The 14463-nt window shown below is 63.8% G+C and carries 13 protein-coding genes; 8 read left to right on the top strand and 5 right to left on the bottom strand.

The features are described 5' to 3' along the window. Nucleotides 1-5 precede the first annotated feature (5 nt). From RBA41_RS14035 to RBA41_RS14025, 3 genes are read right to left on the bottom strand one after another with little or no spacing between them, the layout of a single operon-like run. On the bottom strand, nt 6-839 hold the full coding sequence (locus tag RBA41_RS14035; protein WP_306624607.1) for a DUF4198 domain-containing protein: 834 nt from the start codon (nt 837-839) through the stop codon (nt 6-8). 10 nt (nt 840-849) lie between these two features. Continuing rightward, nucleotides 850-1365, bottom strand: a complete 516-nt coding sequence (locus tag RBA41_RS14030; RefSeq protein ID WP_099876340.1) for a DUF2271 domain-containing protein — start codon at nt 1363-1365, stop codon at nt 850-852. An 11-nt stretch (nt 1366-1376) separates the two neighbouring features. Continuing rightward, a complete protein-coding gene (locus RBA41_RS14025; RefSeq protein WP_306624606.1) occupies nt 1377-2015 on the bottom strand; it encodes a PepSY-associated TM helix domain-containing protein in 639 nt (212 codons plus the stop codon). A 263-nt stretch (nt 2016-2278) separates the two neighbouring features. Between RBA41_RS14025 and RBA41_RS14020 the strand changes: the two genes are divergently transcribed. Beyond that, nucleotides 2279-2515, top strand: a complete 237-nt coding sequence (locus RBA41_RS14020; RefSeq protein WP_306624605.1) for a hypothetical protein — start codon at nt 2279-2281, stop codon at nt 2513-2515. A 20-nt stretch (nt 2516-2535) separates the two neighbouring features. Here the strand turns inward: RBA41_RS14020 and RBA41_RS14015 are convergent, their stop codons facing one another. Then, nucleotides 2536-3174, bottom strand: coding sequence for a hypothetical protein (locus RBA41_RS14015; RefSeq protein ID WP_306624604.1), 639 nt, complete (start codon nt 3172-3174; stop codon nt 2536-2538). 302 nt (nt 3175-3476) lie between these two features. Here RBA41_RS14015 and RBA41_RS14010 point away from each other — a divergent pair, with 302 nt between their 5' ends. From RBA41_RS14010 to RBA41_RS13990, 5 genes are all read left to right on the top strand, one after another. Next, a complete protein-coding gene (locus RBA41_RS14010) occupies nt 3477-6332 on the top strand; it encodes a 2-oxoglutarate dehydrogenase E1 component (protein WP_306624603.1) in 2856 nt (951 codons plus the stop codon). A 58-nt stretch (nt 6333-6390) separates the two neighbouring features. Further along, nucleotides 6391-7677 (top strand): 2-oxoglutarate dehydrogenase complex dihydrolipoyllysine-residue succinyltransferase, encoded by a 1287-nt coding sequence (gene odhB / locus RBA41_RS14005; protein ID WP_306624602.1) that lies wholly within the window; start codon nt 6391-6393, stop codon nt 7675-7677. 91 nt (nt 7678-7768) lie between these two features. After that, nucleotides 7769-9202: a dihydrolipoyl dehydrogenase gene (gene lpdA / locus RBA41_RS14000; protein ID WP_306624601.1), complete on the top strand. Its 1434-nt coding sequence runs from the start codon at nt 7769-7771 to the stop codon at nt 9200-9202. 66 nt (nt 9203-9268) lie between these two features. After that, nucleotides 9269-10366, top strand: coding sequence for a cell division protein ZapE (gene zapE, locus RBA41_RS13995; RefSeq protein ID WP_306624600.1), 1098 nt, complete (start codon nt 9269-9271; stop codon nt 10364-10366). 20 nt (nt 10367-10386) lie between these two features. Continuing rightward, nucleotides 10387-11088, top strand: a complete 702-nt coding sequence (locus tag RBA41_RS13990; RefSeq protein WP_306624598.1) for a hypothetical protein — start codon at nt 10387-10389, stop codon at nt 11086-11088. A 47-nt stretch (nt 11089-11135) separates the two neighbouring features. Here RBA41_RS13990 and RBA41_RS13985 read toward each other — a convergent pair whose 3' ends face one another. Next, a complete protein-coding gene (locus RBA41_RS13985; RefSeq protein WP_306624597.1) occupies nt 11136-11942 on the bottom strand; it encodes a PP2C family protein-serine/threonine phosphatase in 807 nt (268 codons plus the stop codon). 223 nt (nt 11943-12165) lie between these two features. Between RBA41_RS13985 and RBA41_RS13980 the strand changes: the two genes are divergently transcribed. Both RBA41_RS13980 and yoaA read left to right on the top strand, forming a co-directional pair. Continuing rightward, nucleotides 12166-12366 carry a YdcH family protein gene (locus RBA41_RS13980; RefSeq protein ID WP_306624596.1) on the top strand — a complete coding sequence of 67 codons (201 nt, stop codon included), beginning with the start codon at nt 12166-12168 and terminating at the stop codon, nt 12364-12366. A 28-nt stretch (nt 12367-12394) separates the two neighbouring features. Then, entirely contained in the window at nt 12395-14461 is a 2067-nt protein-coding gene (gene yoaA, locus RBA41_RS13975) for a DNA repair helicase YoaA (protein ID WP_374709549.1), read from the top strand. Nucleotides 14462-14463 lie beyond the last annotated feature (2 nt).

Raw genomic sequence — 14463 nt, 5'->3', positions numbered from 1 at the left:
CTGGCTTACTCTGGCAGCACTTCGAGCGTGGCGGCGTAGCTGTAGCGGCGCGTCACCGCCGGTGCATCGGCCGCAGCCGGGCCTTTCGGCTGGGCCGCCGGAAAGCCGGCGTTGAGCCAGTACATGCCTGGCGCCGGCAAGGTCACTGCCACTTCGCCTTTGGCGTCGGTTTCCAGGCGCACTTCACCGAGCACGCCGCGATAGCGCACGCCGCCCGGAATCAGGCTGAAGGCGAACTTGGGCAGCGGCTTGCCATCGAGCTGGAAGCGCCACCTGGCCGTTTCGCCCGCGCGCAGGTCGGTCGGATTGGTCAGCGGGATCATCTCCAGCCCCACGCCGCTCGCCTTCAAGGCGCCGTCGCTGGTCTTGTTCGCGCTCACAAACGTCTCCAGGCGCTGGTGGGCGTAGGTGGTTTTCAGTTCTGGCGCGTCGGCCGGCACTTCCCTGGCGAAGGCTTCCTCGCTGCCGCGGAAACGCTTGGCTTCTCCCGCCTTGTCTTTATAGCTGGCCATCACGTTGCGGCTGACGATGCTGATCTTGTAGGTGCCGTTCTTGGTCATCTTCAGGTCGAACGTGCTGCGCTGCTTGCCCATGTAGCCGGCCGGCGCCGGCGTGCTCACGCCATCCGGGTCGGTGACGGTGGCGCCATCGAGCTTGAGGGCGACGTGCTCGATCTCGAACAGGCCTTCCGAAATGGCGCCGTCGATGGTCACCCACGGCTCCTTCGATTCGACCATCGTCGCCTGCGGATACAGCCAGCCGCGGTGCGCGGAAGCGCTCAGTGAGACGGCGGCCAGGGCCAGCGCGAGCAGGGTTTTGTTCATCATTGTGTTGGTCATGGTGGGGCAATCAAGGGGTGATCTGGAGGGAAACCGCGCCAAGTTCTTCCTTGCCGCGCGCACTGAACGTTTGCTTGCCCTTGAGCGGCAGCGTGAAGGGCACGCGTACCAGTTCGCGGCCGCCCGATTCGCGCGCCGCTTCGATCACCAGCTTGTAGTCGCCGGCCGGCAGCTTGTCGATGCCGGTGCGGGCCGGGCCGAAGCTGATGGTCTGCTCGCCGGCGGAGCGCGTGGCGCCGCTCACGCCATCCATCGGCAGTTCCACATCGCGCCCGGCCTTGCGCCACCAGGTGCGCAGGTCCTTGACCCATTTGGTGCCGCCGTTGTCCTTTTTCTTGACGTCGTACAGCACCGACAGGTTGGCCGCCACGCTCTGGTCGGCGCGTTCGAGCCACATCGCCACGTAGGGACGGTGGTATTCGGCCACGTTCAGTTGCGGGATCTCGAACTTGACGGCCAGGTCGGCGCCGACGGCCCAGCTGCTCAGCATGGGAAGGGTAAGGGCAAGCGTGTGCTGTAGTTTCATTGTGGGCAGACTTAGTGAGTAAACAAGAGGGCGAGCAAGAGCGGCAGCAGGATGCCGGCGCCGATCACCGGCCAGGTGGACGGGCGGTTGGCCGCGTGCAGTTTCATGATCAGGAAACCGGTGAGCGAAAACACCACGCAGGCGAGCGCGAAAATATCGATGAACCAGGCCCACACGGGACCGGCGTTGCGGCCCTTGTGCAGGTCGTTGAGCCAGGAAACCATGCCGCGGTCGGTTTTTTCGAATTCGGCGGCGCCGTCGACGGCGATGCGCAGCCAGGCGTCGCCGCCGGGGCGGGGCAGGGCGACGTAGGCGTCTTCCTCGGTCCATTCGGCCTCGATGGCGCCCACGTCCAGGCCGAATTCGCGGTCGGCCCAGCTGGCCACCCGCGGCGGCAGCGGCGCGCGCGCATCGGCATGCCGGCTTGCTGCCTGCTCCAGGTCGCGCCGCAGCGGCGCGGGCAGGGTGGCTTTGCGCTTGCTGACGACCGGTTTGGCTTCGATCTGGGTGGCGTGGTTGAGCGTGATCCCGGTGATGCTGAACAGCAGCATGCCCATCAGGCACAAAGCCGAGCTGATCCAGTGCCAGCGGTGCAGATTCTTCAGCCAGGCGGCGCGGCTGGCGCTGGGGAGCGTGGCAGGGGAGGACATCGGGTGCTTCCGTCAAGGAACTAAACGCAAATGATAACTATTATCATTTGTGCGGTCAATGGACTGGTCCCGGATTTACAATACGCAACAATCGGGTGTTGGCGGAAATGCGGCGGCGGGCGGCGCCGCTGCTGCCCGTGCCGCGTGGCAGGTGCCGCGTATTCGGCGCGGCATCTTTCGCCTAATCGTTTCAATCGAAGCCGAGGCGGGACATCGGCACGTTCAGCGATGCGTCCTTGTCTGGCCAGCCAGGTGCAAACATCATGTCGCTTCCGAATTATGTGAGCGGTCCCTATACCTGCGAGTCGCTTACCGAACGCAGCGCCGAGCTGATCAGCCATTTCATGGTGGAGGCGCGCCGCTATTCCGACTTGGAGGCACGCTTGCGCAGGGAGCGCGCCTACGGCGTGTACATGGGCTGGCGCACCCTTGTGATGGACAGCGCCGCAGCCGGGGTCTTCGCCGCCGACGACAGGCGGCTCGAAGAGTTGCTGTCCTGACCGGCCGCAGCCGCCGGCGCCTACCCCAGCAGCGCGACCAGTTCCGGGCAACCCTTGTGGAAGCGGCTCGCGCGCGCATGCTCGAGCGCCGTCTTGTCGTCGTCGCCCTTGAGCGTGCGGCTGGCGCCCTTGGCCAGCAGGGCCTTGGCCGCGCCCACCTGGCAGAACTTGGCGGCCTTGACCAGGGCGCTGTCGCCGCTGCGGAAGTCGACCATGTCGACCGCCATGCCCCTGGCCAGGTAGTCGGCGAGCACCGCCATGTCGCCGGTGGAGGCCGCGTTCTGGAAGCGGATCAGGTCCTGGTCGCCAAAGCCCGGCGCGCATGCGCCCTTCCTGAAGTGCATCAGGCTGGAGCGGCGCAAGGTCATCTCCTCGCCCGCGATGCTGACGATCCCGTGCTGGCCCACATCGCTCATGGTCAGGGTCTTGTCGTCGGCCGACCAGCTGCCGTCCTGGTGGAAGGCGCCTTCGCGCCAGTCGTAGCGCCCGTCCGGGTGCAGGCTGATATTGACCTGTTCCGGGATCACGGTGGCGCCGCTCGACTGCTGGTAAAAGCACCAGTCGCCCGCCAGGTCGGCGCGCACACCGGCTTGCGCGGCGCCGGCCAGGCACCATATGGAGAGGGCGAACAGGGTAGGGGCGACGGTCGGCTTGGGCATGGCGGTGGCGAGGAAGGAAAAAGAGCTGATGTATAGCCAGAATCGGAAACCGTGTCAATCTTTTTACCCATCCCGCGTGGTTTTGGTATCGCCCAACGGAAAAAGATGATCGGCAACTTTTTTCACGAGACGGGATGTTACGCGTACAATACGCGTGCTATTCTTCCGACCTCGTTAGAATGCTGCGAGCTTTACAAGTCCTTCCCCACAACTTGATGTGCAATCCGCTAACCGGTCAGGCCGTGTCGCGGAAGGTTAGATTAACCCGCCAAACTCGCGAAGCGCGAAGAAAGGTGAGCAAGATGATGCAAGAACAAACCGCGAACTCCTATTTGTTCGGTGGTAACGCGCCGTACGTTGAAGAGCTGTACGAGGCCTACCTCGACAATCCAGGCTCGGTGCCAGACAACTGGCGCGCCTATTTCGACTCCATGCAGAACGTCCCTGCAGTCGACGGCTCCAACAAACCCGACGTAGCCCACGCTTCCGTCATCGCCTCGTTCGCCGAACGCGCCAAGGCTGGCCCGATCCGTGTCGTGACCGCCTCGCACGATCCTGAAATGGGCCGCAAGCGCGTCGCCGTCACCCAGCTGATCGCCGCTTACCGCTATCTGGGCTCCCAGTGGGCCAACCTGGACCCGCTGCAGCGCCAGGAACGGCCGATGATTCCGGAACTCGATCCGACCTTCTACGGCTTCACCGATGCCGACATGGACATCGTGTTCAACATCAGCAATACCTACTTCGGCCAGGAAAACGCATCCCTGCGCGACCTGCTGAACATGCTGCGCGATACCTACTGCCGTTCGATCGGCGCCGAATTCATGTACATCGGCGATCCGGCGGAAAAGCGCTGGCTGCAGGAAAAGCTCGAAGCGATCCGCTCGACCCCGAACTTCACGGCCGAGAAAAAAGCCCACATCCTCGAGCGCCTCACGGCCGCCGAAGGCCTGGAGCGCTATCTGCACACCAAATACGTCGGCGCCAAGCGCTTCTCGCTGGAAGGCTCCGAGTCCTTCATCGCGTCGATCGACGAAACCATCCAGCGCGCCGGTGAAAAAGGCGTGCAGGAGATCGTTATCGGCATGGCCCACCGCGGCCGCCTGAACGTGCTGGTCAACACCCTGGGCAAGTCGCCCCAGGAACTGTTCGAAGAATTCGAAGGCAAGCACGGCGACGACCTGCCATCGGGCGACGTCAAGTACCACCAGGGTTTTTCGAGCGACATCGCCACCGCCGGCGGTCCTGTTCACCTGTCGCTGGCCTTCAACCCGTCCCACCTCGAAATCGTCAACCCGGTCGTCGAAGGCTCGGTCAAGGCGCGCATGGAGCGCCGCGGCGACAAGGATGGCGCGCAAGTGCTGCCGATCCTGGTGCACGGCGATGCGGCCTTTGCCGGCCAGGGCGTGGTCATGGAAACGCTGAACCTTGCGCAAACCCGCGGCTACGGCACGGGCGGCACGGTGCACATCGTGATCAACAACCAGATCGGCTTCACCACGTCCGACCCGCGCGATGCGCGTTCGACCCTGTACTGCTCGGACGTCGTCAAGATGATCGAAGCACCGGTGCTGCACGTGAACGGCGACGATCCTGAAGCGGTCGTGCTGGCGACGCAAATCGCGCTCGACTACCGCGTCCAGTTCAAGAAGGACGTCGTGGTCGACATCATCTGCTACCGCAAGCTCGGTCACAACGAGCAGGATACGCCAGCGCTGACCCAGCCGCTGATGTACAAGAAAATCGGCCAGCATCCGGGCACCCGCAAGCTGTACGCGGACAAACTGATCGCCCAGGGCACCCTGGCGGCCGACGGCGGCGACAAGATGGTGTCGGCCTACCGCGACGCCATGGACGCCGGCAAGCACACGATCGATCCGGTCATCTCGAACTTCAAGAACAAGTACGCGGTCGACTGGCTGCCGTTCCTGAACCGCAAATGGACCGACAGTGCCGACACCGCCGTGCCGATGACGGAACTGAAACGCCTGGCCACCCGCATCACCACCGTGCCGGACGACTTCAAGGTCCACTCGCTGGTCGAAAAAGTGCTGGCCGACCGCGCCTCCATGGGCCGCGGTGAACTGAACCTGGACTGGGGCATGGGCGAGCACCTCGCTTACGCTTCGCTGGTGTCGTCCGGCTACGCCATCCGCCTGTCGGGCCAGGATGCCGGCCGCGGTACCTTTACCCACCGCCACGCCGTGCTGCACGACCAGAACCGCGAGCGCTGGGATGCGGGCAGCTATGTCCCGCTGTGCAATGTGTCGGAAAGCCAGGCCCCGTTCGTCGTCATCGACTCGGTGCTGTCGGAAGAAGCGGTACTCGCGTTCGAATACGGTTACTCGACCGCCGAACCGAACACCCTGACCATCTGGGAAGCCCAGTTCGGCGACTTCGCCAACGGCGCCCAGGTCGTGATCGACCAGTTCATCGCGTCCGGCGAAGTCAAATGGGGCCGCGCCTCGGGTCTGGTCATGATGCTGCCGCACGGTTACGAAGGCCAGGGTCCGGAGCACTCGTCGGCGCGTCCTGAACGCTTCCTGCAGCTGTGCGCGGACAACAACATGCAAGTGGTGCAGCCAACCACCGGCGCCCAGATTTTCCACCTGCTGCGCCGCCAGATGGTGCGCCAGTTCCGCAAGCCGCTGGTCATCCTGACGCCGAAGTCGCTGCTGCGTAACAAGGACGCCAGCTCGCCGCTGACCGACCTGGCCAAGGGCGCCTTCCACACCGTCATCGGTGAAGTCGACGAGAAAATCGACGCCAAGAAGGTCAAGCGCGTGATCGCCTGCTCGGGCAAGGTCTATTACGACCTGGTGAACGCCCGCAAAACACGCGGCCAGCTTGATACCGCCATCATCCGTGTCGAACAGCTGTATCCGTTCCCGCACAAGTCGTTCGCGGCTGAACTGAAAAAGTTCCCGAACGCGACCGAAGTCGTATGGACCCAGGATGAGCCGCAGAATCAGGGACCATGGTTCCAGATCCAGCACAATATCTTTGAAAGCCTCGAATCGGGCCAGCGCCTGGCGTATGCGGGCCGTCCGGCTTCGGCCTCGCCTGCGGTCGGTTACGCCGACAAGCACAACGCGCAGCAGAAGGAATTGCTGGAAACGGCGTTCGCGAAGCTCAAGGGTTTCATCCTGACCAAATAATGACGGTGCGCCCTGGCTGCTAGCGGGGCGCCGCAAAAAACAATACACGGAGTTTTACATGGCACAAATCGAAGTCAAAGTCCCAGTTCTGTCGGAATCGGTAGCGGAAGCGACCCTGCTGTCGTGGCACAAGAAAGTCGGCGAGCCAGTTTCGCGCGACGAAAACATGATCGATATCGAAACCGACAAGGTCGTGCTCGAACTGCCGGCGCCGAACGCCGGCATCATCACCCAGATCCTCAAGGGCGATGGCAGCACCGTCGTCGCCGGCGAAGTCATCGCCATCATCGATACCGAAGCCGCCGCCCAGGTGAGCCCGCTGCAGATTTCCAGCGCCCCTTCCCAGGCCGCGCCAGCGGCCGCCGATCCGGTCGCCGCCGCCATCGGCGCGATCGCCTCGAAAGCGAATGTCGCCATGCCTGCCGCCGCCAAGCTGCTGGCCGATAACAACCTGACCACGTCCGACGTTGCCGGCAGCGGCCGCGATGGCCGCGTCACCAAGGGCGACGTGCTCGGCGCGCTGGGTTCTGCAACCCAGCCCGGCGGCGTCAAGCCGGCGGCACCAGCGCCACAGGCAGCGCCCGCCGCGCCAGCCAAGGCCCCGCTGCAGCAGGTGGCCACGCCAAGCGCCGCCAACCTGGGCGAGCGTCCGGAAGAGCGCGTGCCGATGAGCCGCCTGCGCGCCCGTATCGCCGAGCGCCTGGTGATGTCGCAGTCGACCAACGCCATCCTGACCACGTTCAATGAAGTGAACATGCAGCCGGTGATCGACCTGCGCAACAAGTACAAGGACAAGTTCGAGAAAGAGCACGGCGTCAAGCTGGGCTTCATGTCCTTCTTCGTCAAGGCCGCTGTCGCCGCGCTGAAAAAGTACCCGATCATCAACGCCTCGGTCGACGGTAACGATATCGTTTACCACGGCTACTTCGACATCGGCATCGCGGTCGGTTCGCCACGCGGCCTGGTGGTGCCTATCCTGCGCAACGCCGACCAGATGTCAATCGCCGAAATCGAGAAGAAGATCGGTGAATTCGGCCAGAAAGCCAAGGAAGGCAAGCTGACCCTGGAAGACTTGACCGGCGGTACGTTCTCGATCTCGAACGGCGGCACCTTCGGCTCGATGCTGTCGACCCCGATCATCAACCCGCCGCAGTCGGCCATCCTGGGCGTGCACGCGACCAAGGACCGCGCTGTCGTCGAAAACGGGCTCGTCGTGGTGCGTCCGATGAACTACCTGGCGATGTCGTACGATCACCGCATCATCGACGGTCGCGAAGCCGTCCTGGGCCTGGTCACGATGAAGGAAACGCTGGAAGATCCTGCGCGCCTGCTGCTGGACCTGTAAGCACGCAGCGCGCCTCGCCGCCGCATGCTCCCCAGCGTGCGGCGGCCGGTGTGGATATTCGTACCAGTAGAATAAAACAAGGGAATCAATAATGAGTGATGCAAAACAATTCGACGTGGTCGTCATCGGCGCTGGCCCTGGCGGCTACATCGCCGCCATCCGCGCGGCGCAACTCGGTTTCAAGGTTGCCTGTATCGATGAATGGGCCAACGCCAAGGGCGGTCCCGCTCCCGGCGGCACCTGCACCAACGTCGGCTGCATTCCATCGAAAGCGCTGCTGCAGTCGTCCGAGCATTACGAACACGCCGGCCATGCGTTCGCCGAGCACGGCATCGATTTCGCCGGCCTGTCGCTGAACCTGCCGCAGATGTTGAAGCGCAAGGAAACCGTCGTCAAACAGAATAACGACGGCATCCTGTTCCTGTTCAAGAAAAACAAGATCACCTTCTTCCACGGCCGCGGTGCGTTCACCGGCGCCGCCGAAGGCGGTTATCAGGTCAGCGTCACCGGCGCCAATGCCGACACGCTCTCGGCCAGGCACGTGGTCATCGCGACCGGTTCCAACGCGCGCGAACTGCCGGGCGCACCGTTCGACGAAAAACTGATCCTGTCGAACAGCGGCGCGCTGACCATCAGCTCCGTGCCGGCCACCCTCGGCGTGATCGGCGCCGGCGTGATCGGCCTGGAAATGGGCAGCGTCTGGCGCCGCCTCGGCGCCAAGGTCACGGTGCTGGAAGGCTTGCCTGCTTTTCTCGGCGCGGTCGACGAGCAGATCGCCAAGGAAGCGCACAAGCTGTTTACCAAGCAGGGCCTGGAGATCAACCTGGGCGTGAAGATCAGCAAAGTCACCGCCGGCGAGAACAGCGTCACCGTCGATTACGCCAACGCCGCCGGCGAAGCGCAGAGCTCCGTGTTCGACAAACTGATCATCTCGATCGGCCGCGTGCCGAACACCATCGGTCTGGGTGCCGACGCGGTTGGCCTGAAGCTCGACGAGCGTGGCTTCATCGCCGTCGACGACGACTGCAAGACCAACCTGCCGAACGTGTGGGCGGTGGGCGACGTGGTGCGCGGCCCGATGCTGGCGCACAAGGCCGAGGAAGAAGGCGTTGCCGTGGCCGAGCGTATCGCCGGCCAGCATGGCCACACCAACTTCAACACGATTCCGTGGGTGATCTACACCTCGCCGGAAATCGCGTGGGTCGGCCAGAACGAGCAGCAGCTCAAAGCGGCCGGCGTGGCCTACAAGGCAGGCACTTTCCCGTTCATGGCCAATGGCCGTGCGCGCGCGCTGGGCGATACGTCAGGCATGGTCAAGTTCCTGGCCGATGCCACCACCGATGAAATCCTCGGCGTGCACATCGTCGGCCCGATGGCCTCCGAACTGATTTCGGAAGCCGTGGTCGCCATGGAATTCCGCGCTTCCGCGGAAGACATCGCGCGCATCTGCCACGCCCACCCATCGCTGTCCGAAGCGACCAAGGAAGCCGCGCTCGCCGTCGACAAGCGGTCGCTGAACTTCTAAATCCGTACCCGCCGGGCGTGCCAATGTGTCCATTGGTGCGCCCGGCTTTCTGCATTGCCTCCCCTGATGAATGTCCAAGAGTTCTACCAGCACGCCTTATCCCAACGCGGCTTTACCTCGGACGCGGCCCAGCAGCGCGCGGTCGACCGCCTGCAGCGCGCCTATGAGGAATGGGTCGAATTCCGTTCGCAGCGTTCGTCCACCTTCAAGCGCCTGATCAACCGCCCGGACGTGCCGCGCGGGGTCTACCTGTGGGGCGGGGTAGGGCGCGGCAAGTCGTTTTTGATGGACAGTTTTTACTCGGTGGTGCCGGTGGTGCGCAAGACGCGCCTGCACTTCCACGAATTCATGCGCGGCGTGCACCGCGAGCTCGATGAGCTCAAGGGCGTGGCCGATCCGCTCGACGAAGTGGCGCGCCGCATCGCCAGGAAGTACCGCCTGATCTGCTTCGATGAATTCCACGTGTCGGATATCGCCGACGCCATGATTTTGTATAATCTGCTGACCGCCCTGTTCAACAACGGCGTGTCGTTCATCATGACGTCGAACTACGATCCCGACCTGCTGTACCCGGACGGCCTGCACCGCGACCGCATGCTGCCGACCATCGCCCTGCTCAAGGACAAGCTCGATGTGCTCAACGTCGATGCCGGCATCGATTACCGCAAGCGCGCGCTGGAACAGGTCGAGAGCTACTACACGCCCCTGAACGCCGCTTCCGACGAGGCGCTGCGCACGGCCTACGCGCGCATCGCCGAGACGGCCGACGAAGACCCGCGCATCCGCATCGAGGAGCGCGAAATCCGCGCGCTGCGCCATGCGGGCGGCATCATCTGGTTCGATTTCGCCACCCTGTGCGGCGGGCCGCGTTCGCAGAACGATTACCTGGAAATCGCCAGCCGCTTCCACACCGTGGTGCTGTCGGGGATACCGGCCATGTCGGCCGCCCAGTCGTCCGAGGCGCGCCGGTTTACGTGGCTCATTGACGTCTTTTACGACCACAAGGTTAAACTGCTGATGTCGGCCGCCGTGGCGCCGGAAGAGCTGTACACGCAAGGGACGCTGTCGAACGAGTTTCATCGCACCGTCTCGCGTATTATTGAAATGCAGTCGCGCGAGTATATGGATGCGGAGCGCCGCGGCGCCGCCGACTCCCTCTCGTGACAGCCTACAGGACACAGAACATGAATAATTTCGCTTTTCCCCTGATCCGCGGCGCGGCGCTGGCGCTGCTGGCGGTTGGCCTGGGTGCCTGTTCCAACAGCCTGCTGCCGACCTCCATGGCGCCGGTGGTGCCCGCCACGGTGTCGCTGGAGCAGGCCGAACTCAAACTGGAGCAGGTGCGCACCCAGCGCGCCGCCACCGAAGCGCGCTATGCCAACAGCGAAGCGAGCTGCTACGAGCGCTTCTTCGTCAACGACTGCCTGGACGAAGCGCGCGAATACCGGCGCGTGACGCTGTCCTACCTGAACGCGGTCGAGGACGAGGCCAAGCATTTCCAGCGCAAGGCCTCGGCCGATGCGCGCGATGTGGCGGTGGCCGAATCGGTGCGCGCGGCGGAAGCGGAAGAAGCGCGCCTGGCGGCCAATCAGGCGCCGGTGCCGGTGGAGGCGCCGCCCAAGGTGAAGGGACCGTCGAAGAAGCCGACGCTGGAAGCGCGCAAGGCGGCGCAGGCGGCCAAGCTGGCGCGCCTCGCGCAGGAAGAGAAGGCGGCCGTGCCGGAGCGCGCGGCCAATGCGGAAGCGTTCGCGCAGAAGCGCATCGATTCGGAGAAGCGCCAGCGCAAGGTCGAAGAGAAGAAGGCGGCCAGCGCGAAGAAGGCGGAGAAGGCGGCGCAAGATGCCGCAGCGGCGGCGCAGCCGAAGGAAGTGAAGATCTCCAAATAAGCCATCGTTCCCGCCAATGGCGGCAACGATGGGTGTAGCACAGCGCCTCAGACCGCCCGGCGCATCCGTTCAACCGTGTAATTCGGCACTTCCTTGGGCGGCTTGACCAGTTTGACGATCGCCATGGTGCAATTGCCGCCCTTGCCCTGGGCCCGTTCCACCGCCTTGTTGATCAGCAGTTCCGACGCCTGGCGCGGCGTGTTCTTGCTCGTTACGGCGCCCAGTTCGCTGTCCGTGAAGAAGTGCCACAGCCCGTCCGACGCCAGCAGAAAGGTGTCGCCCGCGGCCAGGTTGTCGTGGTGGCCCACCGCCACGAACGGCTCCTTGCGGCTGTTGCCCAGCACATTGACCAGCAGCTTGGAATGGCGGTGATTCCTGGCCGCTTCCAGCGGCAGCTTGTCGGTGCCGACCAGGTGCTCGATGTAGGGCAGGTCGCTGGTGCGCACCGCGCACTCGGCCCGGGTGAAACGGTACAGGCGCGAATCGCCCACATGCGCCCACACCGCCGTGCCCTTGGGCGTGATCACCAGTCCGACGAAGGTGGTATGCGCCTCGGCTTTGCTGGTCAGCGCATTGAGGTTGAGAACCGTGTGGGTTTCCAGCACGATCTCGCGCAGCAGTGTCTGCAGGCGCTCGATGCTGGGATCGTCGCCCGGCTTGAAATTGTCGAATTGCTGCTTGGCCGTCAACAGCACCTGGTCGGATGCGATGGCGCCGCCGGATACGCCATCGGCCAGCACCGCCATCATGTAGCCGGGCGCGCGTGCCCCCGTGAACAAGGCGGTGCGGTCGGTCTGCTCCGGCCGGTTGCCGATATGCTGCGCGGTTCCGGCCTCGATCTTGTATTCATTCATATGCTTGGGGTAAAAGTCCTGGCTGCGTTACCATACGACTCTCTCGGCTGTCGTATTCGATATTATTGGCTGCAACGGCGCCGTAGATTAAACTATGCACTGAGTCGCCTCCTTGTTGCAAGCGGATACATTTTTCTGTGCGACAAAAATTGTTTCCGATTGTATGCGTTTTCGGGCAGCAGTTGATGAAATTTTTGAAATGAACTTGTCTGGAATGCCACACATGAACGATGCCCAAACTATCCAGCGCCGCCTGATCGAACTCGATGTGGAACATCGCGACCTGGATGCGGTCATAGACATGTTGACCCTGGACGGGCACCACGACCAGTTGCAGCTGCGCCGGCTCAAAAAGCGCAAGTTGCAACTGAAAGACCATATTACCCTGTTGAAAATGCAATTGGTGCCTGATGTCCCGGCCTGATCCGTCTTCGCTTCACTGAAATGCCACCTTGACCGACCCTTTACTCGCGCCCGGGGCGCTACGCGACGCGCTCCCTGCCGCCGCCGACGGCGACGATGCGCCGCCCGCCGGCAAACACGATGCCGAAGTCGACCGCCTGTTCAGCGCGGGCGGCCCGCTCGCGCCCTCCGTCGGCAGCTTCAGCCCGCGCCGCTCGCAGACCGAGATGGCCAAGTCGATCGCCCAGGCCATCGCCGACCAGAGCACCTTGATCGCCGAGGCCGGCACCGGCACCGGAAAAACCTTCGCCTACCTGGTCCCGGCGCTGCTGTGGGGCGGCAAGACCATCATTTCGACCGGCACCAAGAACTTGCAGGATCAGTTGTTCCTGCGCGACATCCCGACCGTGCGTGCCGCCCTCAAGGCGCCGGTCTCGGTGGCGCTGCTCAAGGGCCGCTCGAACTACGTGTGCCATTACCACCTCGAACGCACCCTGCAGAACGGGCGCATGACCTCGCGCGACGATGTCGGCAACCTGCGCGAAATCTCGCGCTTCATCAAGATGACGACGTCCGGCGACAAGGCCGAACTGTCCAAGGTGCCCGAAAACGCCCTGATCTGGAACCTGGTCACCTCCACGCGCGACACCTGCATGGGCGCCGAGTGCCAGTATTACCAGGATTGCTTCGTGATGAAGGCGCGCCGCGAAGCCCAGCAGGCCGATGTGGTGGTGGTCAACCACCACCTGTTCTTCGCCGACGTGGCGCTGAAAGATACCGGCGTGGCCGAGCTGCTGCCGTCGGCCAACACCATCATCTTCGACGAAGCGCACCAGTTGCCCGACACGGCCACCCTGTTCTTCGGCCAGACCGTGTCGACCTCGCAAATCCTGGAACTGTGCCGCGACGTGCTGGCCGAGGGCCTGGCGCATGCGCGCGGCGGCCCGGACTGGGCCAAAGTGGTGACCGTGGTCGAAAAGGCCGCGCGCGACCTGCGCCTGACCTTCCCGCAAGACATCATGCGCCTGTCGCTGGCGCAGATCATGCCGTCGTCCGAGTTTTTCCCGGCACTCAATACGCTCAAGGAAAAGCTGGCCGAGATGATCGACGTGCTCGAAGACCAGGCCGCGCGCGCCGAAACCATCGAGCAGGTGCGGGTGCGCGCGGTCGAACTGGCCGCCGCGCTGGACGCCTGGAAGCAGGATGGCATCCGGCGCGACGCGCCGGCCAGCAAAGTGGTCGAAGGCGACCAGGCGGTGCTGTGGGTGGAAGCGTTTTCGTCCTCGCTGCAGCTGCACAAGACGCCGCTGTCGATCGCGCCGATCTTCAACAACCAGCGCGAAGGCACGCCGCGCAGCTGGATCTTTACCTCGGCCACCCTGGCGGTCAAGAATGACTTCAAGCATTTCTCGAACCAGATGGGCTTGACCGGGGAGCCGGCCAAAACCTGGCCGAGCCCGTTCAACTACGAGCAGCAGGGCTTGCTGTACGTGCCGAACGGCTTGCCGGAACCGAATTCCTTCGGCTACACCGACGCCGTCATCGATTGCGCGCTGCCGGTGATCGAGGCGGCCGGCGGACGCACGTTTTTCCTGTGCACCACGATCCGTGCGGTCAAGCAGGTGTCCGAGCGCCTGCGCGACGAGTTCGCCAAGCGCGGGCTCGACTTTCCGCTGTTCGTCCAGGGCGAACGTGGCCGCACCGAATTGCTCGATTCCTTCCGCAATGCCGGCAACGGCGTGCTGGTCGGCTCGCAAAGTTTCTGGGAGGGCGTCGACGTGCGCGGCGATGCGCTGTCGCTGGTGATCATCGACAAGCTGCCGTTCGCGCCGCCCGACGACCCGGTGCTGGCCGCGCGCATCGACGTGATGGAAAAGCAGGGCTTGAACGGCTTCATGCACCACACCCTGCCCGAGGCCATCATCAACCTCAAGCAGGGAGCAGGGCGCCTGATCCGCGACGAGACCGACCGCGGCGTGCTGATGATCTGCGACCCGCGCCTCATTTCCAAGTCGTACGGCAAGCGCGTCTGGCAGAGCCTGCCGTCATTCAAGCGCACCCGCCTGCAGGAAGACGTGATCGCCTTTTTCAAACCGCCTCAAGAAACCCAGGACTAAGC

It is taken from the genome of Massilia scottii (assembly GCF_030846495.1).
In the GTDB taxonomy this organism is placed as follows: domain Bacteria; phylum Pseudomonadota; class Gammaproteobacteria; order Burkholderiales; family Burkholderiaceae_D; genus Telluria_A; species Telluria_A violaceinigra.
Note: the sequence above shows the minus strand (reverse complement) of the source record. Positions and strands in the feature narration are given on the sequence as shown.